At 71.6% G+C, this 24,171-nt stretch carries 17 protein-coding genes; 1 reads left to right on the top strand and 16 read right to left on the bottom strand.

The features are described 5' to 3' along the window. Positions 1-105: 105 nt before the first annotated feature. Positions 106-1,275, bottom strand: a complete 1,170-nt coding sequence (gene proB / locus AC07FT_RS16380) for a glutamate 5-kinase (RefSeq protein ID WP_479176772.1) — start codon at positions 1,273-1,275, stop codon at positions 106-108. Between the two features lie 302 nt (positions 1,276-1,577). Between proB and AC07FT_RS16375 the strand changes: the two genes are divergently transcribed. Next, a complete protein-coding gene (locus AC07FT_RS16375) occupies positions 1,578-3,665 on the top strand; it encodes a hypothetical protein (protein ID WP_471205430.1) in 2,088 nt (695 codons plus the stop codon). Positions 3,666-3,749: 84 nt separating this feature from the next. Here AC07FT_RS16375 and obgE read toward each other — a convergent pair whose 3' ends face one another. The 15 genes from obgE to folC all read right to left on the bottom strand — a co-directional run bounded on the left by obgE (position 3,750) and on the right by folC (position 24,031). Continuing rightward, positions 3,750-5,183: a GTPase ObgE gene (gene obgE / locus AC07FT_RS16370; RefSeq protein WP_479176771.1), complete on the bottom strand. Its 1,434-nt coding sequence runs from the start codon at positions 5,181-5,183 to the stop codon at positions 3,750-3,752. A gap of 128 nt (positions 5,184-5,311) precedes the next feature. Next, a complete protein-coding gene (gene rpmA / locus AC07FT_RS16365) occupies positions 5,312-5,569 on the bottom strand; it encodes a 50S ribosomal protein L27 (RefSeq protein WP_471205433.1) in 258 nt (85 codons plus the stop codon). A gap of 14 nt (positions 5,570-5,583) precedes the next feature. Next, the gene (gene rplU / locus AC07FT_RS16360; protein ID WP_431771017.1) at positions 5,584-5,904 is read right to left on the bottom strand and encodes a 50S ribosomal protein L21; all 321 of its coding nucleotides are present in this window, start codon (positions 5,902-5,904) and stop codon (positions 5,584-5,586) included. A 262-nt stretch (positions 5,905-6,166) separates the two neighbouring features. Next, positions 6,167-10,264 carry an Rne/Rng family ribonuclease gene (locus AC07FT_RS16355; protein WP_479176770.1) on the bottom strand — a complete coding sequence of 1,366 codons (4,098 nt, stop codon included), beginning with the start codon at positions 10,262-10,264 and terminating at the stop codon, positions 6,167-6,169. A gap of 220 nt (positions 10,265-10,484) precedes the next feature. Continuing rightward, positions 10,485-11,261 (bottom strand): TIGR03936 family radical SAM-associated protein, encoded by a 777-nt coding sequence (locus AC07FT_RS16350; RefSeq protein WP_479176769.1) that lies wholly within the window; start codon positions 11,259-11,261, stop codon positions 10,485-10,487. Between the two features lie 137 nt (positions 11,262-11,398). Continuing rightward, the gene (locus AC07FT_RS16345) at positions 11,399-13,324 is read right to left on the bottom strand and encodes a TIGR03960 family B12-binding radical SAM protein (protein ID WP_479176768.1); all 1,926 of its coding nucleotides are present in this window, start codon (positions 13,322-13,324) and stop codon (positions 11,399-11,401) included. A 102-nt stretch (positions 13,325-13,426) separates the two neighbouring features. Beyond that, positions 13,427-15,016 carry a CYTH and CHAD domain-containing protein gene (locus tag AC07FT_RS16340; RefSeq protein WP_479176767.1) on the bottom strand — a complete coding sequence of 530 codons (1,590 nt, stop codon included), beginning with the start codon at positions 15,014-15,016 and terminating at the stop codon, positions 13,427-13,429. A 71-nt stretch (positions 15,017-15,087) separates the two neighbouring features. Next, positions 15,088-16,290, bottom strand: coding sequence for a rod shape-determining protein RodA (gene rodA / locus AC07FT_RS16335; RefSeq protein WP_254740452.1), 1,203 nt, complete (start codon positions 16,288-16,290; stop codon positions 15,088-15,090). Next, positions 16,287-18,431 (bottom strand): penicillin-binding protein 2, encoded by a 2,145-nt coding sequence (gene mrdA, locus AC07FT_RS16330; RefSeq protein ID WP_479176766.1) that lies wholly within the window; start codon positions 18,429-18,431, stop codon positions 16,287-16,289. Before mrdA ends, rodA begins: the two co-directional genes overlap by 4 nt. Further along, positions 18,428-19,144: a rod shape-determining protein MreD gene (gene mreD, locus AC07FT_RS16325; RefSeq protein WP_471205537.1), complete on the bottom strand. Its 717-nt coding sequence runs from the start codon at positions 19,142-19,144 to the stop codon at positions 18,428-18,430. The genes mrdA and mreD overlap by 4 nt, the downstream gene beginning before the upstream one ends. Before the next feature lie 6 nt (positions 19,145-19,150). Further along, positions 19,151-20,182 carry a rod shape-determining protein MreC gene (gene mreC / locus AC07FT_RS16320; protein WP_479176765.1) on the bottom strand — a complete coding sequence of 344 codons (1,032 nt, stop codon included), beginning with the start codon at positions 20,180-20,182 and terminating at the stop codon, positions 19,151-19,153. A 152-nt stretch (positions 20,183-20,334) separates the two neighbouring features. Next, a complete protein-coding gene (locus AC07FT_RS16315; RefSeq protein WP_060944038.1) occupies positions 20,335-21,354 on the bottom strand; it encodes a rod shape-determining protein in 1,020 nt (339 codons plus the stop codon). 318 nt (positions 21,355-21,672) lie between these two features. After that, positions 21,673-22,086, bottom strand: coding sequence for a nucleoside-diphosphate kinase (gene ndk, locus AC07FT_RS16310; RefSeq protein WP_471205447.1), 414 nt, complete (start codon positions 22,084-22,086; stop codon positions 21,673-21,675). 75 nt (positions 22,087-22,161) lie between these two features. Then, a complete protein-coding gene (locus tag AC07FT_RS16305) occupies positions 22,162-22,518 on the bottom strand; it encodes a DUF4233 domain-containing protein (protein ID WP_471205449.1) in 357 nt (118 codons plus the stop codon). Between the two features lies 1 nt (position 22,519). After that, on the bottom strand, positions 22,520-24,031 hold the full coding sequence (folC, locus tag AC07FT_RS16300) for a bifunctional tetrahydrofolate synthase/dihydrofolate synthase (RefSeq protein ID WP_479176764.1): 1,512 nt from the start codon (positions 24,029-24,031) through the stop codon (positions 22,520-22,522). Between the last annotated feature and the right edge of the window lie 140 nt (positions 24,032-24,171).

Genomic DNA, 24,171 nt, shown 5'->3' with positions numbered 1-24,171 from the left:
CCGCCCGCGCCCCCGCCCGCCCGCGCGCGGCGCGGGGAGCCGGTGCGCGGGCGCCGGGAGAACAGCCGCGCGCCCGCCGGGCCGGGGCCCGGGCACGGGCGGGGATCAGCGGTCGAGCACCACGAGGTCGTCGCGGTGCACGACCTCCCGCTCATAGGCCGGTCCGAGCTCACGGGCCAGCTCACGGGTGGACCGGCCGAGCAGCCGGGGGATCTCCTTGGCGTCGAAGTTGACCAGCCCCCGGGCGACCGCGCGCCCCTCGGCGTCCCGCAGCTCCACCGGGTCCCCCGCGGTGAAGTCCCCCTCCACCGACGCGATGCCCGCCGGGAGCAGCGAGGTGCGGCGCTCCACCACCGCCCGTACCGCCCCGTCGTCCAGGGTGAGCGCGCCGCGCGGCGCGGAGGCGTGCGCGAGCCACAGCAGCCGGTTGGCCGAGCGGCGGCCGGTGCGGTGGAAGTAGGTGCCGGTGCGACGGCCGAGCAGGGCGTCACCGGCCCGGCTGGCGGAGGTGAGCACCACCGGTACGCCCGCCGCGGCCGCGATCCGGGCCGCCTCGACCTTGGTGACCATGCCGCCGGTGCCGACCCCGGAGCGGCCCGCGCTGCCGATCGACACCCCGTCCAGGTCCTTCGGCCCCCGGACCTCGTCGATCCGGGAGGTGCCGGGGCTCCGGGGATCGCCGTCGTAGAGGCCGTCCACATCGGAGAGCAGCACCAGCAGATCGGCCCGCACCAGATGGGCCACCAGGGCCGCCAGCCGGTCGTTGTCGCCGAACCGGATCTCGTCCGTGGCCACCGTGTCGTTCTCGTTGACGATCGGCAGCGCGCCCATGGCCAGCAGCTGGTCCAGGGTGCGGGTGGCGTTCCGGTAGTGGGCGCGGCGGCTGGTGTCGTCCGTGGTGAGCAGCACCTGGCCGACCCGCCGCCCGTAACGGGCGAAGGACGCCGTGTAGCGGGCCACCAGGAGGCCCTGTCCGACACTGGCGGCGGCCTGCTGGCGGGCCAGGTCGCGGGGGCGGCGGTCCAGGCCCAGCGGGGCCAGCCCGGCCGCGATGGCGCCCGACGAGACGAGGACTATCTCCTTGCCCTCCCCTGGCGTCCCCGGCTCGCCCCCGGCCCCCTGCAGAACCTTCGCGACCACGTCGACCAATGCGTCGACCCGGTCCGCGTCCAGACCCCCCGCCGCGGTGGTGAGGGAGGACGAGCCGACCTTGACCACGATCCTGCGGGCGGCGGCCACCTCGTCCCGTACCGCCGACCCGTCCTGCTCAGTCACTCCGCTCCCCTGCTCCGTCCCCGGCCTCGTCACACGTCCGGACGCGGCGGTCACGCACCGTACGCCCCACAGAACGCATGCCCTGCACACTCATCATGACAAGGGGGCAATCTACGGCAGGCGCGCCCTTGCCCGCCTGCGCGTTCCAGCCCCCGGACGCGCCCCGCACCGCCTCCCCGGTGATCGTTTGGACCCGGTTCGGGGCGGTTGGCACCTGCGCGGATTGCTACCGGGCCGGACGTCGGCATACGGTCAGGGGTCCCCCTTATCCGTCCGTTGCCCTCCTGCCAGGAGCCCTCCCCGTGCCCTCTGCCGGATTCGCCCCACGCCGGGTCGTACAGCTGACGGCGTTGCTCGCGATGGTGGTGTTCTTCACCACACAGCTCGTCGGCGCCGTGCTTCCGAACGTACCTCTCCTCATCGTCTCCTCGGCGTGTGGTCTCGCACTCGATCTCTTCCTCCAGCACAAGCAGCCGGGTCTGCTGTCGCTGCTGGGCAAGGTCCGCTTCGACGTCACGGTGCGCCAGCTGTTCCGCGACATGCTCATCATGGTCGGACTGCTGCGGATCGAGGGCATAAACCCGCTGCACGAGCAGGCGCCGCTCACCGTGGCGCTGCTCGCCTTCTACGTGCTGCACTTCGCGTGCCAGGCGGTGGCCATACTGGTCCGCCGCTCCCGGCAGCTCCCCTTCGTGACGCGCAACATCGACGCGTCCGCGCTGCGGCTGAGCGACGCCCCGCCGCGGCTGTTCTCGCGCCAGCACGGCCGCCGGCTGCTGCGGCTGGCCGTTCCGGTCACCGCCGGTCTGCTGGTCACCGCCGCCACGAAGAACGGCTGGTGGGGTGGTGCCGGTCTGGCGGTCGCGCTGCTGATCGCCCTCGCCGGCACCGTGCACCTGGGCACCTGGCTGCTGCCGCGCAAGCGCGTGGCCGGCGAGGCCAAGGCCCTGGAGTGGCTGGACAACTGGCTGGCCGAGTACCAGCCGACCGTGGGCATGTACTTCTCCGGCGGCAACTCCTCCGCCTACCAGGCGAACATGTGGCTCTCCACGCTCGCCGCGCTCGACGGCAACCCGATCATCGTGCTCCGTGAGCGGTTCATGGTGCAGAAGATCGACGCCACCGATGTGCCGATCGTCTGCCTCCCCAAGGTCGCGCACCTGATGCGGCTGGAGCACTCGACGCTCAAGGTGCTGCTGCACCCGGCGAACTCCGGCAAGACCTCCCAGGTGCTGCGCATCCCCTCGATCAAGCACGCGTTCACCAACCACGGCGAGAGCGACAAGCTCTCCAGCTGCAACCCGTACGCCAAGGCGTACGACGAGGTGTGGGTCGCGGGCCCGGCCGCGCGCGAGCGCTACCAGCTCGCCGACATCGGCGTCGAGGACAAGGACGTGGTCGAGGTCGGCCGTCCGCAGCTCGCGCCCATCCGCCCCCACGTGGGCGCGCCCACGGGCGAGTTCACCACCGTGCTCTACGCGCCGACCTGGGAGGGCTGGGACGGCAACCCCGGCAACACCTCGGTGGTGCTCGCGGGCGAGAACATCGTCCGCGCGCTGCTGGCCGACCCCAAGGTCCGGCTGCTGTACAAGCCGCACCCGATGACCGGCTCCGTCGACCCCCGCGCGGGCAGCGCCAACGAGCGCATCAAGGCGATGATCGCCGAGGCGAACACCCGCCGCGACGGTGACCGGCCCGGCGCGGAGGCCGCCGCCGAGCTGACCCGGCGGGCCGATGAGCTCAACCGGCTCACCAGCACCTCCTTCCGTCCCAGCGCGGACGAGATCGAGCGGATGAAGATCCAGGGCGCCCCGGAGGACAACCGCGCGGCGGGCGTCGCCGCGGCCACCGCCGCCTGGGAGAGCGCCTACTGGGCCTCGCTGCCGGACTGGGAGCACCAGGTCGTCACCGGCCCGCGTCCGGCGATCTTCACCTGCTTCAACCAGGCCGACGTGCTGATCAGCGATGTCTCCAGCGTGGTCTCCGACTACCTGACGAGCGAGAAGCCGTACGCCGTGGCGAACACCAGCGGGATGTCGGAGGAGGAGTTCCGGGCGGGCTTCCCGACCGTGCGCGCCGCCGCGATCCTCACCCCGGACGCCTCGGGCGTCGCGGAGCTGCTGGACGCGGTACGGAACCCGGAGCAGGACACCCTCGCGGCCGCCCGCGCCGAGCTGAAGGTGCATCTGCTCGGTCCGTCCGACCCGCCGTCGCTGGTGCGCTTCAACCAGGCGTCGCTGGACCTGTGCGCCGAGGCCGACCGGCGCCGGGCCCGGATGGCCACCCGGCTGGCGGACGAGATCCCCTCGCAGCGCGAGGCCCGTGACGCGGCCGAGGAGATGGAGCTGGAGCCCGGCTCACCGGAGCCCGAGGAGACGGCGACGGTCTGATCCGCACGAGGACACCAGAAGGGCCCGGGAGCTTCCTCCCGGGCCCTTCTCATATCCGTCAGCCCTTCCCGGACCGCGGCGATGCTAGAACGGGTCGAAGGAGTCGAACTCCTCCTGCGCCTCGTCCCGCTCCGCCTCGCGATCCCGGCGACGCTGCGCGGCCGGACGCGGGGCCTCGAAGCGGTGGTCCTCACCGCGGCGGCCCAGCATCTCCGCGCCCGCGCTCATGGTCGGCTCCCAGTCGAAGACGACCGCGTTGTCCTCGGGGCCGATGATGACCTCGTCGCCCGCGCGGGCACCGGCCTTCATCAGCTCCTCCTCGACACCGAGGCGGTTCAGCCGGTCGGCGAGGTAGCCGACGGCCTCGTCGTTGTTGAAGTCGGTCTGGTGGACCCAGCGTTCGGGCTTCTCGCCCAGCACCCGGTAGGAGCCGTCCTCGGCGACGACCGTGAAGCCCGCGTCGTCCACGGCCTTGGGCCGGATGACGATCCGGGTGGCCTCCTGCTGGGGCTTGGCCGCGCGCGCGTCGGCGACGATCTTCGCCAGGGCGAACGACAGCTCCTTGAGGCCGAGGTGGGCCACCGCCGAGACGTCGAAGACCTGGTAGCCGCGGGCCTCCAGATCCGGACGGATGATGTCGGCGAGGTCCTTGCCGTCGGGCACGTCGACCTTGTTGAGCACCACGATGCGCGGCCGGTCGTCCAGACCGCCGTACTGCGCGAGCTCCGCCTCGATGACGTCGAGGTCGGTCACCGGGTCGCGCTCGGACTCCAGCGCGGCGGTGTCCAGGACGTGCACCAGGACCGAGCACCGCTCGACGTGGCGCAGAAACTCGAGGCCCAGGCCCTTGCCCTGGCTGGCGCCGGGGATCAGCCCGGGGACGTCCGCGATGGTGTACACGGTCGAACCGGCCGTGACCACGCCGAGGTTGGGCACCAGGGTGGTGAAGGGATAGTCGGCGATCTTCGGCTTGGCGGCCGAGAGCACCGAGATCAGCGACGACTTGCCCGCGCTGGGATAGCCGACGAGGGCCACGTCCGCGACGGTCTTGAGCTCCAGGACGATATCGCCGGCCTGGCCGGGCTCACCCAGCAACGCGAAGCCGGGGGCCTTGCGGCGGGCCGAGGCGAGGGCCGCGTTGCCGAGGCCGCCGCGGCCGCCCTGGGCGGCGATGAAGGTGGTGCCCTGGCCGATGAGGTCGGCGAGGACGTTGCCCTTCTTGTCGAGCACGACGGTGCCGTCCGGCACCGGCAGCACCAGGTCCGTACCGTCCTTGCCGGAGCGGTTGCCGCCCTCGCCGGGCTTGCCGTTGGTGGCCTTGCGGTGCGGGCTGTGGTGGTAGTCGAGCAGCGTGGTGACCGACTGGTCGACGACCAGGATCACATCGCCGCCGCGGCCGCCGTTGCCGCCGTCCGGGCCGCCCAGCGGCTTGAACTTCTCACGGTGTACGGAGGCGCAGCCGTGGCCTCCGTTACCCGCGGCGACATTCAGCTCGACGCGGTCCACGAAGGTGGTCATGACGGATGCCTCCAGAGGTGTTCGGTACGTGTTCTGTGGTGGTCAACGCGCCGAGGGCGGACCCGCTTCCCCGTCACGGGAAAGAGCGGTCCGCCCTCGGAAAGGTGTGCGTGTCGCGCCGGAGCTGATTACTCAGCGACCGGAACGATGTTCACGACCTTGCGGCCACGGTGGGTGCCGAACTGCACCGCACCGGCGGCCAGCGCGAACAGCGTGTCGTCGCCGCCGCGGCCGACGCCCGAGCCCGGGTGGAAGTGCGTGCCGCGCTGACGGACCAGGATCTCACCCGCGTTGACGGTCTGGCCGCCGAAGCGCTTGACGCCGAGCCGCTGGGCATTGGAGTCGCGACCGTTCCGAGTGGACGATGCGCCCTTCTTGTGTGCCATGTCTCCTCAGTCCCTTACTTCGCAGCCGAGTCGATGCCGGTGATCTTCAGCGCGGTGTGCAGCTGGCGGTGGCCGATCCGCTTGCGGTAACCGGTCTTGTTCTTGTACTTCAGGATGTCGATCTTGGCACCCTTGTGGTGGTCTACGACCTCGGCGTGGACCTTCACGCCGGCCAGCACCCAGGGGTCGCTGGTGACGGCCTCGCCGTCGACGACGAGCAGAGTCGAGAGCTCGACACTGTCGCCGACCTTGCTGTCGGACATCCGGTCGACCTCGATGACATCGCCCACGGCCACCTTCTGCTGGCGGCCGCCGGTGCGCACGATCGCGTACACGCGGTTCTCACTCTCTCGTTCGTAGACGGGACCTCTGATGCCAGCCGCTCCACATGACCCTCCACGGGTCATGACAACCGAGTGATTCCCCGCGGCGACCGCCGCTTGTGATTCATCTTCGGCCGAGCGGCCTCTCCCGACGGAGCGGGAGGGATCTGCTCAGGGGTTGGCGTAGAGACGCCGAGGGTCAAGGCTACCAGAGCCCGGAGGGGCGCCTGCTCGGGTGAGGAGGCGCCCCTCCGGGGCCGTGGGACGGCGGCCGTCAGTCGTCGGCGGCGGCCGAGACCGCCTGCGGCGACTGCTGCTCCGCCGCCGCGGTCTTCTTCGACGCCGACTTCTTGGCCGTGGTCTTCTTCACCGTGGTCTTCTTGGCCGTCGTCTTCTTGGCGGCCGTCTTCTTCGCCACGGTCTTCTTGGCGGCCGCCTTCTTCGCCGGGGCCTTCTTGGCGGCGGTCTTGCGCGCCGTCTTCTTGGCCGGGGCCGCGGCCTCGCCGTCGGCCGGCGCGGCCTCGGCGGCCTCCGCCGCCTCGACCACCGGCTCGGGCTCCGGCGCCGAGTCGGCCGCGGGCGCGCCCACGACCACCACGGCGGCGTCCTCGGCACCCGCCGGCGAGCCCGCCGGGGCGGACACCTTCCGGGTCACCCGGCGACGCGCACGCGGCGCGGGAGCGGCCTGGGGAGCCTCGGGGACCTCGGGGGTCTCCGGGGCGGCAGGAGCGGGCACCTCGGCCGTGGCCTCGGCGGCCTGCTCCGACGCCTTGCCGGACCTCCGCGCCTTCTTCTCCGGCTTCCCGGCCTGGGGCGCTTCCTTGTGCTCGTCCGCGCCGACGACCACGACAGCCTCCTGCTGCGCGGCGGCCTTCGGGGCACCCGCCGGGGCGGACGCCTTCCGGGTCGCCCGGCGGCGGGTACGGCCACGGGTGGCGGCGGCCTCGGCCTCGGCGGCGCTGCTGTACAGCTCCTCGTCGGCCGCGAAGACCGGCTCCGGCAGCGCCGTGGGCGCCGCGGCCTCGGCCGCGACCTCCTCGGCCGCCTCGACGACCGTCTCGCCCTCGGGCTCGGTCTCCGGCTCGACGGCGGCCCGGTCCTGCTCGGGCGCCTGCTGGCCGCCCCCGGACTTCTTCTTCTTGCGCTTGCCGCCACCGCCACCGGCCGAGGTGGGCTGGTCCATGTGGAGGATCACGCCGCGGCCGTTGCAGTGCACACAGGACTCGGAGAAGGACTCCAGCAGCCCCTGGCCGACCCGCTTACGGGTCATCTGGACCAGACCCAGCGAGGTGACCTCCGCCACCTGGTGCTTGGTGCGGTCCCGGCCCAGGCACTCCAGCAGCCTGCGCAGCACCAGGTCCCGGTTGGACTCCAGCACCATGTCGATGAAGTCGATCACGATGATGCCGCCGAGGTCGCGCAGCCGCAGCTGGCGCACGATCTCCTCGGCCGCCTCCAGGTTGTTCCTGGTGACCGTCTCCTCCAGGTTGCCGCCCTGGCCGGTGAACTTGCCGGTGTTGACGTCGACCACGATCATGGCCTCGGTCCGGTCGATCACCAGCGAACCGCCGCTGGGCAGCCAGACCTTGCGGTCCAGCGCCTTCATCAGCTGCTCGTCGATCCGGTAGGTGGCGAAGACATCGACGTCCGAGGTCCACTTCTGGAGCCGGTCGGCGAGGTCGGGCGCCACGTGCGAGACATAGCCGTGGATGGTGTCCCAGGCCTCGTCACCGCTCACGATGACCTTGGAGAAGTCCTCGTTGAAGATGTCGCGGACGACCCGGACGGTCATGTCCGGCTCACCGTAGAGCAGCGACGGGGCGTTGCCGCTCTTCGCCTTCTTCTGGATCTCCTCCCACTGCGCCTGGAGGCGCTGGACGTCGCGGGCGAGCTCATCCTCGCTGGCGCCCTCCGCGGCGGTGCGGACGATCACGCCCGCGTCCTCGGGAACGATCTTCTTCAGGATCTGCTTCAGCCGGGCCCGCTCGGTGTCGGGCAGCTTGCGGCTGATACCGGTCATCGAGCCCTCGGGCACGTACACCAGATAGCGGCCGGGCAGCGAGACCTGGCTGGTGAGCCGGGCGCCCTTGTGACCGATCGGGTCCTTGGTGACCTGGACCAGCACCGACTGCCCGGACTTCAGGGCGGTCTCGATCCGGCGCGGCCCGTTGGCCATGCCCAGCGCCTCGAAGTTCACCTCGCCCGCGTACAGCACCGCGTTGCGGCCCTTGCCGATGTCGACGAAGGCGGCCTCCATCGACGGCAGCACGTTCTGGACCTTGCCCAGGTAGACGTTGCCGACGTAGCTGCTGGACTGCTCCTTGTTGACGAAGTGCTCGACGAGGACGTTGTCCTCCAGCACCCCGATCTGGGTGCGCTCACCGCTCTGCCGCACCACCATGACCCGCTCGACCGCCTCGCGGCGGGCCAGGAACTCGGCCTCGGTGATGATCGGCACCCGGCGGCGGCCCTGCTCGCGCCCCTCGCGGCGACGCTGCTTCTTGGCCTCCAGACGGGTGGAGCCCTTGATGGACTGCACCTCGTCGGCGCTGGTGCCGGACTCGGCGTCCTTCTTGCGGGGCTCGCGGACCTTGACGACGGTGCGCTCCGGGTCGTCGCCGCCCGACTCGACGTCGCTGTCCCCGCTGCGGCGGCGACGGCGACGGCGACGGCGGCTGCTGGAACCACCCTCGTCGGCTCCGGCACCCTCGTCGGACCGGCCACCGGACTCCCCGTCGCCCTCGGCCTCGGCGGCGGACTCGTCCTCGTCGCGCTCCTCGCCCTCGGCGCGGCCCTCGCCGCCCTCGGCGTCGGCGGCCTCACCACGGCGGCGGCGACGGCCGCCACGGCGACGGCGGCGGGCCGGGCGGTCACCCGACTCCTCGTCGCCCTGCTCGCCCTCGTCGTGCTGCTCCTCGGCCTCGGCCTCGGCCTCGGACGGTTCGGCGGATTCGGCGGCCTCGGCGGGCGCGGTGGTCTCCTCGGCCTCCGCGCGCTCCTCGGCGGGCTCACCACGACGGCGGCGACGGCGGCGGGTGGGCGCCGCGGCCTCGGCCGCGGGCTGCTCCTCCTCGGCCTTGGCCTCGGTCTCGGCGGTCTCTCCGCCCTGGGCGGCCGCGGCCTCGGCGGCGGCGCTCTCCGGGGTCTGGAACACCGGCTCGGTGAAGACCGGCGCCTGGAAGACGGCCGTCGGCGGGCGCGCGGCCCGGCGGCGGCGCGGCGCGGGCTCCTGCTCGGGCTCCGCCCCGGCACCCTCGGACGCCGCGGGGGCGTCGGCGGAAGCGGTCTCGGCGGCGGCCGCACGGGTCGCCCGGCGGCGGGTACGGCCGCGCGGCGCCTCCTCGGCGGCGGGGGTCTCCTGGGTCTCCTCGCCCTCCTGCGCGGCGGGCGTCCCGGCGGCTTCCGGCGCACCGGCGGCGGCCGCGGCCTTACGGGTGGCGCGGCGACGGGTGCGTGCGGGAGCGGCGGACACGGTCTCGGCCTCGGCGGCCTCCTCCGTCTCCCCGGGCTCCGGCTCCGGGGCGGCCGCGGCCGTCTCCGGCTCGGCCGCCTCCGGCGCACCGGCCGGGGCGGTCACCTTGCGGGTGGCGCGACGGCGGCTGCGGGCGCGCGGCGCCTCCTCGGCCGGTTCGGCCGGGGCGTCGGCTGCGACTGCGGCTGGGGCGGTGGCCTCCTCACCACTGCCGCCAGCGGCCGCCGTAGCCGACGCGTCCTCGTCGGCCGACCGCGGAGCGCCCGCCGGAGCGGCCGCCTTACGGGTGGCACGGCGACGCGATCGTGCGGGCGGCGCGGACTCGGCGGCGGGCTCGGCGGGGGTGTCGGCCGTGGCCTCGGCGGGCTGCTCATCGGCGGCCACGACGGTCTCGGCGGTCTCGGCGCTCTGCGGTGCTCCGGCCGGGGCCGTGGCCTTGCGGGTGGCGCGGCGGCGACTGCGGGCGGGCGGCGCGGCCTCGGTGACCGGCTCGGCCACCGGCTCCGCGGCGGGCTCGTCACCCCGTCCGGCGTCGGCGGGAACGACCGTTTCGGCGGCCTCGGGCGCTCCGGCCGGGGCCGTGGCCTTACGGGTGGCACGGCGGCGGGAACGCGCGGGCGGCGGGGCGTCGGACGCGGCGGCGGCCGGCTCGGAGGCGGTCACCGCGGCGATCTCCTCGGCCGGTATGGCCGGCACGGCGGGGGTGACGGTCTCGGCGTCGCCCACCACGCCCGCCGGAGGTCCGGCGGGCCGGGACGCCGCGCGGCGGCGGCGTGGCGGCAGGGTGTCGCTGGGGGTGCTGTCCTGGACGTCCCCGGGAGCGGCGCCGACGCGGGGCGCGCTCTGTCCCAGGGGCTGCACAGGCTGGACAGGTTCGATCGGCTCAATCGGCTCGAGCATGCGGGCGGTTCTCCCGTCACGCTCCCGGGCGCCGCGCCTGCTTCCGGCCGCAGCCGCGCGGTGCGCGGGTGCCGCCGTCCGGGGCGTGGGCGCCGCACGGGAGCTGTCGTCTCGCTCGCCGGGACCGGACATGGCCGGGACCGGCGAAAGTCTCCTGGTCAGTGCGCCAGCCGGACCCGGGTGGCTCCCAAGTGCATCGGCGGCGCATCGACGGCGGTCCTTACGCGGAACCTTCCGGCGCCATCGCGGCGGTCAGCTCGGCGGCCGTGGGTGGGGCGGCCGTGACTGCCTCGCGATCGGGCGCGAGCGGGTCGGTCACCGTGCCGGACTCCTCATCGAGCAGCCCCTGCGCCAGCCTGGTCACCGCTGCGGGGACCGGCGGCGCCAGGTCGGCCGTAGCGCGGAGACCGGACAGGACGTCGTCGGGTCGTACGGCAGGTGTCAGATGCCGTACCACCAGCCGCAGTATCGCACAGCCACCGTCCACCGGCCTATCGGCCGGGGCGCCGGTCGCTTCCAGCCGGACCACGGCGGCACGCGCGTCGAAGGTCCGCAACCCGTTTTTGGTGCGGCGCTCCACCTCGACCGTGTCGGCCGCGAGGAAGGCGGTGACGGCCCGTTCGGCGTCCGCGGGGGCGACCCGGTCCAGCCGGATCTCCCATACGGACGCCTCCAGCCGGTCCGCCAGACCGGAAGTCCTGGCCTCGACGGCGTCGATGACGTCCAGGCCGGGGGGCAGCGACTCGTTGAGGAGGGCGCGCAGCGTGTCGGGGTCACGCGCCTCGGTGAGCTGGATCTCCAGGTACTCGGCCTCACTGCCGGTGCCGGTGGGTGCGGCATTGGCGTACGACACCTTGGGGTGCGGGGTGAAACCCGCCGAGTACGCCATGGGCACCTCGGCGCGGCGCAGCGCCCGCTCGAAGGCGCGCTGGAAGTCGCGGTGGCTGGTGAACCGGAGGCGGCCGCGCTTGGTGTAGCGCAAACGGATGCGCTGCACCGCCGGTGCGGGCGGCGGGCCTTCGGGCTGTCGCTTGCCCAGGGGAGTGTCTCCTTGTGTTCCTGGCTTTTCCGTGCCGGACCAGCTCGGCCCGGCACCTTCCAGCCTACTTTGTGGGCTGTCCGTCGACGGTTCGGCTACTTCACGACCGACAGCGGCAGCAGCTTGCGGCCCGTGGGGCCGATCTGGATCTCGGTCTGCATCTGCGGGCAGACGCCGCAGTCGAAGCAGGGGGTCCAGCGGCAGTCCTCGACCTCGGTCTCGTCGAGCGAGTCCTGCCAGTCCTCCCAGAGCCAGTCCTTGTCGAGCCCGGAGTCCAGGTGGTCCCAGGGCAGGACCTCCTCGTAGGAGCGCTCGCGGGTGGTGTACCAGGCGACGTCCAGCCCGAAGTCGGGCAGGGTCCGCTCGGCGCACGCCATCCAGCGGTCGTAGGAGAAGTGTTCGCGCCAGCCGTCGAAACGGCCGCCGTCCTCGTAGACGGCACGGATCACGGCGCCCACCCGGCGGTCGCCGCGGGAGAGCAGGCCCTCGACGATGCCCGGCTTGCCGTCGTGGTAGCGGAAGCCGATGGAGCGGCCGTACTTCTTGTCGCCGCGGATCCGGTCGCGCAGCTTCTCCAGCCGCGCGTCCGTCTCCTCGGCGCTGAGCTGCGGCGCCCACTGGAACGGGGTGTGCGGCTTGGGGACGAAACCGCCGATCGAGACGGTGCAGCGGATGTCGTTCTTGCCGGACACCTCACGGCCCTTGGCGATGACCTTCGTCGCCATGTCGGCGATCTGGAGGACATCGTCGTCGGTCTCGGTGGGCAGACCGCACATGAAGTACAGCTTCACCTGGCGCCAGCCGTTGCCGTACGCGGTGGAGACGGTCCGGATGAGGTCCTCTTCGGAGACCATCTTGTTGATGACCTTGCGGATGCGCTCCGAACCGCCCTCGGGGGCGAAGGTCAGGCCCGACCGGCGCCCGTTGCGGGTCAGCTCATTGGCCAGGTCGATGTTGAACGCGTCCACCCGGGTCGAGGGCAGGGACAGACCGATCTTGTCCTCTTCGTACCGGTCCGCCAGCCCCTTGGCGACATCGCCGATCTCGGTGTGGTCGGCGGAGGACAGCGACAGCAGGCCGACCTCCTCGAAGCCGGTGTTCTTCAGCCCCTTCTCGACCATCTCGCCGATACCGGTGATGGAGCGCTCGCGCACCGGGCGGGTGATCATGCCCGCCTGGCAGAAGCGGCAGCCGCGGGTGCACCCGCGGAAGATCTCCACCGACATCCGCTCGTGGACCGTCTCGGCCAGCGGCACCAGGGGCTGCTTGGGGTACGGCCACTCGTCGAGGTCCATCACGGTGTGCTTGGAGACCCGCCACGGCACGCCCGAACGGTTGGGCACCACCCGGGAGATCCGGCCGTCGGCCAGGTACTCCACGTCGTAGAACCGCGGTACGTAGACCCCGCCGGTGCGGGCGAGCCGGAAGAGCAGCTCCTCGCGGCCACCGGGGCGGCCCTCGGCCTTCCACGCCCGGGTGATCTCGGTCATCTCCAGCACGGCCTGCTCACCGTCGCCGATCACCGCGCAGTCGATGAAGTCCGCGATCGGCTCGGGGTTGAACGCGGCGTGACCGCCCGTGACCACGATGGGGTGGTCCTCGGTGCGGTCGGCGGCGTCCAGCGGGATCCCGGCCAGGTCGAGCGCGGTGAGCAGGTTGGTGTAGCCCAGCTCGGTGGAGAACGAGACGCCGAACAGATCGAAGGCCGCGACCGGGCGGTGCGCGTCCACGGTGAACTGCGGCACCTCGTGCTTGCGCATCAGCTCCTCGAGGTCCGGCCAGACGCTGTAGGTGCGCTCGGCGAGCACGCCCTCGCGCTCGTTGAGGACCTCGTAGAGGATCATGACGCCCTGGTTGGGCAGACCGACCTCGTAGGCGTCGGGGTACATGAGCGCCCAGCGGACGTCACAGTCGTCCCACGGCTTGACCGTGGAGTTGAGCTCCCCGCCTACGTACTGGATCGGCTTCTGCACGTGCGGGAGCAGGGCCTCGAGCTGTGGGAAGACCGACTCGACAGACATCGTGTGGGAGATACCTTCGTGAGCTGACAGGGGTGACCCTCAAGCGTACCGGTCCCGCGGGCACCCTCTCGCCACACCGCGGCGGAGCCGCCCCCGGGCCGGTCAGCGCCGCAGCGCCGCCCGGTGCGCGGGGCGGGAGACCTCGGCCCACAGCTCCGGCAGCTCACGCTCGCGGGCTGCGGCCAGGGCCTCCTCGCGGCCGTACAGCAGCCCGTAGGTGAAGGCGCTCTCCCCCGCCGCGTGGGACTGGACGCCCAGCTCGCGCAGCGCCTCCCGGGCCACCACACCGTCCTGGTGGTCGCCGAGCAGCTCCTGCACCCCGGTCATCAGCTTCTTGAACCGCTTGGCGGGCTTGCCCAGGGCGGGACGGGCCGCCTCGGCGGCGTAGCGGGCCCGTTTGGCGGCCTTGCGCGCCTCGTGGAGGGTGAGGTCGCGCTCATGGCCCGCGGGGGCGTGCAGGGCCGCCTCGACGCGTTCGGCGAGCCGCCCGTAGTCGCGCAGCACCGCTTCGAGGATCACCTCCGCGGCGGGGCGGGCGGCGGCCGGGCGCAGCGGCGGGTCGGCGAGCAGCCCGTCGAGCCGGTCGAGGAGCGCGAGGTGGCGCTCACCGTCCAGGACCTCCAGCAGCCGGCCGCGCGAGCCCTGGCGGCGCGCCCCGGACCAGATCCGCAGCCGGGCGGCGACCGGGCCGAGCCGCAGCTCGACCGGGACCTCCGCGAGCCGTTCCGCCAGCCGCGCGGTGAGCACCTCGCGGTCGCGGTCGACGCCCAGTTCGGCGGCGAGCCACTTCAGCTCGGCGCCGATGGGGTCGGTGACGGCGCGGTCCAGCACCTTCCGGTAGGAGCGGAAGACGGAGCGCAGCCTGCGGGTGGCGACGCGCATGCGGTGGACGGAGTCGGGGGTGTCCAGGCGTACGGCGGGGTCGAGGGCCACGATGGCGGTGATCTGGCGGCGTACGTAGGCGAGGACGACATCGCCCGCGGTGTCCCCGGCCGCCTTCTTCGCCGACTTCTTCGCCGATTTCTTCGCGGACTTCTTCAGGGCGGACTTCTTCAGGGCGGGCCCCTGCGCGGACCGCGCCGGATCGGTCTCGGCCAGCGCCCGCGCCAGCTTGGAGGGCGCCGCCGAGCGGCGCAGCCCCGCCGCGGTCAGCCGCGGCTCCAGCGCGTCCAGCAGCGCCGGGTCCCCGCCCTCGGCCAGCTCCACCTCGTACTCGGTCCAGCGGACCGGCTCACCGGTCTCCGGCGCCAGCCGCCGGGCCGTGACACGGTCGGCGGAGATCTCGGCGAGCAGCGCGCCGTCGGCGTCCACCAGGTGCTTGACGTCCCGTTCGGACAGCAGGTGGACCAGGGGTACCAGCTCGGTGGCACGGACCCGGGAGCGGACCAGCGCGGCGAGCGTACCGGGCAGGGTGTCCGAGAGCGGGGCGCGGACCTCGTCCCGGGTGTCCTCGCCCACGGGCAGTTTGAGGTGCCAGCCCTCGTCGCCGCCGCCGGTGCGGCGGCGCAGGGTGACACCGTCGGCCGCCAGTCTGCGGCCGGGGGTGTCGTAGTAGGTGGCGTCCAGCGTGACCACACCGCGGTCCGTCATACCCGCGACCGCGTCGACGCCGGTCAGGTCCGGCAGTCCGCCGTCCTTGGTGGTCCCGTTCGCCTCGTACTTGCGCTCGATCTCCCGCATCGTGTCCACCATGAACCGAATTTAGTCGCTCCGGGGCCGGTGCGGGGAGCCCCCCGGAGCCCCCGGAGCGACTGACGACGGTGTCAGGCGGAAACCGGCCGCTGCACCCGGATGGACTGGAGCAGCCCGACCGCGATCCAGACGGCGAACATCGAGGAGCCGCCGTAGGAGACGAACGGCAGCGGCAGTCCCGCCACCGGCATGATGCCGAGTGTCATCCCGATGTTCTCGAACGCCTGGAAGGCGAACCAGGCGATGATCCCGGCGGCGACGACCGTCCCGTACAGTTCACTGGTGTCCCGGGCGATGCGGCAGGCCCGCCACAGCACGATCCCCAGCAGCACGATGATCAGGCCCGCGCCGAGGAAGCCCAGCTCCTCCCCCGCCACCGTGAAGACGAAGTCGGTCTGCTGCTCGGGCACGAACTGGCCGGTGGTCTGGGTGCCGTGGAACAGCCCCTTGCCGGTGAGCCCGCCCGAACCGATCGCGATCCGCGCCTGGTTGGTGTTGTAGCCGACACCGGCCGGGTCCAGGGCGGGGTTGGCGAAGGCCGCGAAGCGGTCGATCTGGTACTGGTCCAGCACGCCGAGCTGCCAGATGAGCACCGCGCCCGTCACCGCGGTGAGGATCAGCCCGGCGACCCACCGGTTGGAGGCACCGGAGGCCAGCAGTACGGCGAGCACGATCACCGCCATCACCATCACCGAACCGAGGTCCGGCATCAGCAGCACGATGGCGATGGGCAGCGCGGCCAGCCCGAGGGACTGGACCACGGTGCGGTGGTCGGGGTGCACCCGGTCGCCCGCGTCCACCCGGGTCGCCAGCAGTATGGCCATCCCCAGGATGATCGTGATCTTGGCGAACTCGGAGGGCTGGAGGGAGAACCCGCCGCCGACCTGGATCCAGGCGTGGGCACCGTTGACGGTCGAGCCCAGCGGGGTGAGCACGGCCAGCACCAGCACCACGGAGAGCCCGTAGAGGATCGGCACCGCCCCGCGCAGGGTGCGGTGGCCCAGCCAGATGGTGCCGATGGCCAGCAGCAGCCCGATACCGGTGTTGAGGGCGTGCCGGACCAGGAAGTAGTACGGATCGCCCTGGTTGAGCTCGGTGCGGTTGCGGGTCGCGGAGTACACCAGCGCCGCGCCGATGGCGGACAGTGCGAGCGCGCAGACCAGCAGCACCCAGTCCAGCCGGCGCACCAGCGAGTCACGGGCGGTCAGCTTGCTCCAGGTGCCGCGCTCCGGGGTGAAGCGGCGGACGGAGTAGTCGCGGGTGGACGCGCTCATCGCTGTGCCCCCCTGCGCCGGTCGTTCGCCGTGACGGCGAACTGCTTGCCCAGGGGCTGGGCCTCGATGGAGCCATCGGACTCGATCTTGGGGAGATCGGCCTGCGGCTCGGGCAGCAGCGCCTTCTTCTTGTCGATACCGCCCTTGCCGCCGATGCCGTAGAGGGCGTTGTAGATCTTGCGAACGGCCGGGCCCGAGGCCCCGGAGCCGGTACCGCCCTGGGAGATCGTCATGACGACCGAGTAGTCCTTGGTGTACGTCGCGAACCACGAGGTGGTCTGCTTGCCGTAGACCTCGGCGGTACCGGTCTTGGCGTGCATCGGGATCTTGTCCTGCGGCCAGCCGCCGAACCGCCAGGCGGCGGTGCCCCGGGTGGCCACACCGGCGAGCGCGCTGTCGATCTTGTCGCGGGTGGCGGCGTTCATCGGCAGCTTGCCGTGCGGGGTGGGCTTGATCTTGGTGATCTTCTTGCCGTCGGGGCTGATGATCGCCTTGCCGATGCTCGGGTCGTACAGCGTGCCGCCGTTGGAGATGGCCGCGTAGACGGTGGCCATCTGGATCGGCGTGACGAGGGTGTCACCCTGGCCGATGGAGAAGTTCACCGAGTCACCGGCGCGCATCTTCATGCCCTCGAGGCAGTTCTCGTAGGAGAGCCGCTGGCCGTAGTCGCCGTCCTTCTTGGCGCTCTTGCACCAGCCGTCCTTGTTGGCCTTCCAGTAGTCCTTCTTCCACTGGCGGTCCGGGACCCGGCCGGTGACCTCGTTGGGCAGGTCGATCCCGGTCTCCTTGCCCAGGCCGAACTGGTGGGCGGTCTTGTAGAACCAGTCCGCGGGCTTCTTCTTGGGCTTGTTGCCGCCGTCCTTCTTCCACTGCTCGTAGGCGAGGTTGTAGAAGACCGTGTCGCAGGAGACCTCGAGGGCCCGGCCGAGGTTGATGGAGCCGTAGTTGGCCGACTCGAAGTTCTTGAAGACCTGGTTGCCGATGCTGAAGGAGCTGGTGCAGGGGAAGCGGCCGTCGAAGTCGTACCCGGCGTTGACCGCGGCGGTCGTCGGGATCACCTTGAAGATCGAGCCGGGGGCCGCCTGGCCCTGGATGGCCCGGTTCAGCAGCGGGTAGTTGGAGTTCTTGCCGGTGAGCTGCTTGTAGTCCTTGCCGGAGATACCACCGACCCAGGCATTGGGGTCGTAGGTCGGGTTGGAGGCCATGGCCACCACCCGGCCCGTCTTCGCCTCCATCACCACGACCGCGCCGGAGTCGGCCTTGTAGTTGATGCCGGTGTTCCGGTCGTGCACCTTGCGGGCGTCCTTCATCGCCTGCGCCAGCTCCTTCTCCGCGACCGCCTGGACGCGGGAGTCGATGCTGGTGACGACGTTGTCCCCGGGGCGGGCCTTCTGGCTCTCCTTCTGCCCGATCACCCGGCCGAGGTTGTCGACCTCGTAGCGGGTGACCCCGGCCTTGCCGCGCAGCCGGCTGTCGTACTGGTGCTCCAGGCCGTTGCTGCCCACCTGGTCCGAGCGGAGCAGCGGCGACTTGGTCTTCTCGGCCTTCTTGATCTGCTCGTCGGTGACCGGGGAGAGATAGCCGAGGACCTGCGCGGCGTTGGACCCGGCGGGCGCGGCGTACCGGCGCACGGCGGTGGGCTCGGCGCTGATCCCGGGGAAGTCCTCCTCGCGCTCCCGGATCTGCAGGGCCTGTTGCGGGCTGGCCTCGTCGGTGATCGGGATGGGCTGGTAGGGGGAGCCGTTCCAGCACGGCTGCGGCGTCTTGGCGTCACACAGCCGGACCTTGTCCTGCACGTCCTCGGGCTTCATCTTCAGCACGCCCGCGAGCCGGGTGAGCACGGCCTTGCCGTCGTCCGGCTCCTTCATGAGCGCGGTCCGGCTGGCGGAGACCACGAGCCGGGTCTCGTTGTCGGCCAGCGGCACGCCCCGCGCGTCCAGTATCGAGCCGCGCACCGCGGGGTGGACGACCTGCTGGACGTGGTTGTTGGCGGCCTTCCTGGTGTACTCGTCGCCGTTGCGGATCTGGAGGTACCACAGCCGTCCGCCGAGGGTGAGCAGCAGGGAGAAGACGAGGATCTGGATGGCGACCAGCCGGACGGTGACCCGCGGGGTCCGCCCGGTCTCGGGAATGTTGCTCACAGGCGCTTGACCCCCTTGATACGTCCGGTCCGGCCCTTGCCCGCCTTGGCGAGGAGACCGCCGCCGCGCTGGCCGCCGATCCGGGCCGGGCGGCCGATGCGCTTCAGCCGGCTCATCCGGCCCGCCCGCGCGGTGCGGACCCCGCCCGCGGCGCTGATCCAGCGGGACGCGCTGTCACCGCCGGGGCCGCCCGCGCTGTCCGCCATCGGATCGTTCTCGGCCTTCCGGGCGAGCGCCATGATCAGTGGTACCGCGAAGGGGGCCAGCAGCAGGTCGTAGAGGGCCGCGGTGAACAGCAGCTTGCCCAGGCCCACATGGCGGGCCGCGTCATCACCCACGAGCTCGCCGACTCCCGCGTACAGCAGGGTGGCGCCGATGGCCGCCCCGACGACCACCAGCATGGGGCCGGTGGCCGACCGGAGCTGGCCGCTCTCCGGTTTGGCGAGCCCGGCCAGATAGCCGATGACACACAGCACCAGGGCGTAGCGGCCGACCGCGTGGTCGGCGGGCGGCGCGAGGTCGGCCAGCAGCCCGGCGCCGAAGCCGATGAGGGCGCCACCGGTGTGGCCGTAGACCAGGGCGAGACCGAGGACGACGAGCAGCAGCAGATCCGGGACGGCGCCGGGCAGTTGCAGCCGGGCCAGTACGCAGATCTGGGTGAGCAGGGCGAAGAGGACGAGGAGGGTCGACAGGAGGATCCGGTTGAGGTGCAGCATCGGTCAGTCCCCGTTGTCGCTGTTGGCGGCGTCGTTGTCCCCGTTGGCGGCGGTGCCGTTCCCGGTCGTGCCGTTCCCCGTCGTGTCGGTCCCGGCGGCCGTGTTGCCCCGCCGGTCGGCGTTGCCGGAGGGGGTCGCCGTCACGGTGACCGTCGGAGTCGGCTTGGGCTTGGCCGGCTTGGGCGGCAGCACGGTGTCCCGCGGGTTGGAGGGCGGCGGCTCGACCACGACGCCGACGATGTCCAGCTTGCTGAACGACACGTAGGGGCGCACCTGGAGGGTGCGGGTGAGGTCGCCGCCGGTGGGGTCCACCCGGACGACCTTGCCGACCGGAACGCCGGGCACGAAGGGCTTGTCCGCCTGGGAGCCGAAGGTGACCATGCGGTCACCCTTCTTGATCTTCGCCTTCCCGTTCAACAGCTGGACGTGGAGCGAGCGGTCACCGCGACCGCCCGCGAAGCCGAGCTCACCGGACTTCTCCATCCGGGTGCCGACGGTGAAGTCCGGGTCGATGGCGAGCAGCACGGTGGAGGTGGAGGGGCCGACGGTGGTGACCCGGCCGACCAGTCCGTCACCGTTGAGGACGGTCATATCGCGGCGGATGCCGTCGTCGCTGCCGATGTCGATGGTGACGGTCCAGGAGAAGCCCTGGGCGGCGCCGATACCGATGACCTCGGCGCCCTTGATGCCGTACTGGCCGCGGCTGGCGACCTTCCGCAGCCTGTCGAGTTCGACCACCCGCGCGCGGTTGCGGTCGTTGCTGCCGAGCCGCGCCTTGAGCTTGGCGTTCTCCTGCTCCAGCGCCTTGATGCGGTTGTGCCGGTCGTCGGAGTCCCGGACGGCCGCCACCGCGTTGCCGACCGGGTCGACGGCGGACGCGACGCCGTCCTCCACCGGGCCGAAAACCGAAGCGGCGGCCTGGCGCGCGCCGTCGAGGGGTGAATCCTCGCCGCCGCGGATGTCCACCGTGATCAGCGCGAACGCGATGGCGACCAGCAGCACCAGGAGCAGCCGGCTCTCTCGTGTGTCCCTCACGTGCGGCGACGTGCCTTCCTCGTCGGAGTCGGACCGGTCCCGGCGATATGTGCTCTGCGGCCGGTCCTTAAGGAGCCTTATGCCTGTATATCAGCGATCCGCCGCACGGACAGCCAGCGGCTGTCGACCCGTGCGGCGGATTCGCCGGGTTGTCATCTGCGGGGCTGGGCGTCCAGCACCTGCTGGAGCGCCTCGAACTCCTCGACGCACTTGCCGGAGCCGAGCGCGACGGAGTCCAGCGGGTCCTCGGCGATGTGGATCGGCATCCCGGTCTCACGGCGCAGCCGCTCGTCCAGGCCGCGCAGCAGGGCGCCACCGCCGGTGAGCACGATGCCGCGGTCCATCACGTCACCGGAGAGCTCCGGGGGGCACTTGTCGAGGGTCGTCTTGACCGCGTCGACGATCGAGTTGACCGGCTCCTCCATCGCCTTGCGGACCTCGGCGGCGGAGATGACGACGGTCTTGGGGAGTCCGCTGACCAGGTCACGGCCACGGATCTCGGTGTGCTCCTCCTGGTCGCTCTCGAACGCGGAGCCGATGGTGATCTTGATGTTCTCGGCGGTGCGCTCGCCGAGCAGGAGGCTGTACTCCTTCTTGATGTGCTGGATGATCGCGTTGTCCAGCTCATCGCCCGCCACCCGGATGGACTGCGCGGTGACGATGCCGCCGAGCGAGATCACGGCGACCTCGGTGGTGCCGCCGCCGATGTCCACGACCATGTTGCCGGTGGCCTCGTGCACCGGCAGACCGGAACCGATGGCGGCGGCCATGGGCTCCTCGATGATGTGCACCTGGCGGGCACCCGCCTGGGTGGACGCCTCGATGACGGCACGGCGCTCCACACCGGTGATACCGGACGGCACACACACCACCACACGGGGCCGGGCGAGATAGCGGCGCTTGTGGATCTTCAGGATGAAGTACCGCAGCATCCGCTCGGTGATCTCGAAGTCGGCGATGACGCCGTCCTTGAGCGGACGCACGGCGACGATGTTGCCAGGGGTCCGGCCGATCATCTTCTTCGCCTCGGCGCCCACGGCGAGAATTCCGCCGGTGTTGGTGTTGATGGCGACGACGGACGGCTCGTTGAGAACGATCCCGCGGCCCCTGACGTACACCAGCGTGTTGGCGGTGCCGAGGTCGACAGCCATGTCACGGCCGATGAACGACATATTGTTCCCCATGAGGATACGTCAGGCCTTCCCTACTGGAGCGATTGCTTGCTTGAGGTTCGGCAGGATGGGTGCGCTGCGAGGCGCGGAGGCTTCATCGTAGTCACGCCCGCTCGAACACGCTGCGGGGGTCCTCCGCCATTGTCAGCAGAACACGAGCCCGCCCCCTCTAATGGTGACGTCGTGTCGCGGAGATGCGTTCCCCCGATCGGGCCGCATATGCGGAGGGGCGGCCGATGAATTCGGCCGCCCCCAGGTCAGCAGGGGTGTGACGAGTTGATGATCATTTAGCCCAGGCCGGATGGGATCCGGCCGGAATCAGGCGAGACCGGGAAAGAAAATCTTGATTTCCCGCTGTGCGGACTCCTCCGAGTCCGAGGCGTGGATGAGATTCTCCCGAACGATGGTGCCGAAATCCCCGCGGATGGAGCCCGGGGCGGCGGCGATCGGGTCGGTCGGACCGGCCAGCGCCCGTACGCCCTCGATCACGCGCTCGCCCTCGACGACCAGGGCCACGACCGGGCCGGAGGACATGAACTCCACCAGCGGCTCGTAGAACGGCTTGCCGACGTGCTCGGCGTAGTGCTGCTCCAGAAGGTCACGGCCCAGCTCACGCAGCTCCAGGGCGGTGATCCGCCAGCCCGCCTTCTTCTCGATCCGCCCCAGGACCTCGCCCACCAGACCGCGGCGTACGGCGTCGGGCTTGAGAAGGACGAGGGTGCGCTGGCTCACGGTGCGGGCTCCTTTGAGAAATGGCATGCGGGTGAAGCTGTGCCGCAGAGGCTACATGGGTGAACAGCGGTCACGTTACGCAGCGTCAGCGGACGGAGTGGCACCGGCTCCGGCGTACCGGGCCTTGGCCGCGTCGACCTTCCGGCCGAAGTGGACCGAGGCCCACCACAGCCCGGCGAAGACCGCGCCGAGGAAGAACATCACGGGGACGACCAGCCCGCTCAGCACCAGGCCCAGCTGGAGGGCCCAGCCGATCTGCACCGCCCCGGGACGGCTGAGCATCCCGCACAGCAGCACGCACAGCGCCATGCCGACACCGCAGACCGTCCAGACGACTCCGGCCGACAGATCGGCCGTCTTCATCGCGACCAGCCCCCCGAAGCCGATGACGAAGAACTCACCGATCAGGGTGGAGGCGCACAGCGTTCGCATTTCAGCCCTTTCCCAGAAGCAGCCGGGCCTCGCCGACCGTGATCACGGATCCGGTGACCAGGACCCCTGCGCCGGAGTATTCGCTCTCTTCCTCCGCCAGGGTGACAGCCTGCTCCAGCGCGTCGTCCAGCCGGGGCTCGACCTGCACCCGGTCGGCGCCGAACACCTCGACCGCGATGGCCGCCAGCTCGTCCGCGTCCATCGCGCGATGGGTGGAGTTGCGGGTCACCACGACCTCGGCGAAAACCGGCTCGAACGCCTCCAGCAGCCCGCGCACGTCCTTGTCGTCGCTGGCCCCGACCACTCCGATCAGCCGGCTGAAGCCGAACGCCTCGGTGACGGCCTCGGCCGCGGCGCGCGCGCCCGCCGGGTTGTGGGCGGCGTCCAGCACCACGGTGGGGCTGCGGCGGACGACCTCCATCCGGCCGGGCGAGGTGACCGAGGCGAAGGCGGTGCGGACGGTGTCCATGTCGAGCGTGCGGGCGTGCTGGGTGCCGACGCCGAAGAACGCCTCGACGGCGGCCAGGGCCACCGCGGCGTTGTGCGCCTGGTGGGCGCCGTACAGCGGGAGGAAGACCTCCGGGTACTCACCGCCGAGGCCGCGCAGGGTCAGCAGCTGACCGCCGACCGCCACCTCGCGGGAGAGCACTCCGAACTCCATGCCCTCACGGGCGACCGTGGCGTCCACCTCGACCGCGCGCTTGAGGATCACGGACGCGGCCTCCACCGGCTGCTGCGCCAGCACCACGGTGGCGTCCTGCTTGACTATCCCGGACTTCTCCACGGCGATCTGCTCGGGCGTGGTGCCGAGCCGGGCGGTGTGGTCCAGGGAGATCGGCATGATCACCGAGACCCCCGCGTCGATCACATTGGTGGCGTCCCAGGAGCCGCCCATGCCGACCTCGACGACCGCGATGTCCACCGGCGCGTCGGCGAAGGCCGCGTAGGCCATCCCGGTGAGTACCTCGAAGAAGGACAGCCGGTGCTCCTGCTGCCCGTCCACCATGTCCACATACGGCTTGATGTCCTGGTATGTCTCGATGAACCGCTCGGCGGAGATGGGCGCGCCGTCCAGGCTGATCCGCTCGGTGATGGACTGCACATGCGGGCTGGTGTAGCGGCCGGTGCGCAGCTCGAAGGCGCCCAGCAGCGACTCGATCATGCGCGCGGTACTGGTCTTGCCGTTGGTCCCGGTGATGTGGATCGAGGGGTAGGCGCGCTGCGGGGAGCCGAGGATGTCCATCAGCGCCTCGACACGCGCGAGCGACGGGTCCAGCTTGGTCTCCGGCCAGCGCGCGGCCAGCTCCGCCTCCACCTCGCGCAGCGCGCGGTCCACCTCGGGATCGGTGGGCCGGGCCGGGATGCCGTCACCCTGCGGCGGCCCGGACTGGGTACGCAGGGTCCGGCTGCCTGCCTCGATCACCGCCAGGTCGGGATCACGGTCGGTCTCGGCTTCGACGATCTCTTCGAATTCGTCCGGTTCGTCGGCTTCGTTCTGGGGGCGCTCGCTCACGCGGTCCAGTCTACGAGTCAGAACCCGCGGGTCCTTCGCGCGCCCAGACCCTGTCCTGCCGGTCTTCGCGGGCCCGCGACGCCTGGCACCGCACCTCGCCGCGCTGACGGGCTGATCCACGAAGACCGACAGGACAGGGC

The sequence above is a fragment of the Streptomyces sp. NPDC045899 genome, assembly GCF_056431485.1.
This window is presented reverse-complemented; position numbering and strand designations above follow the sequence as displayed.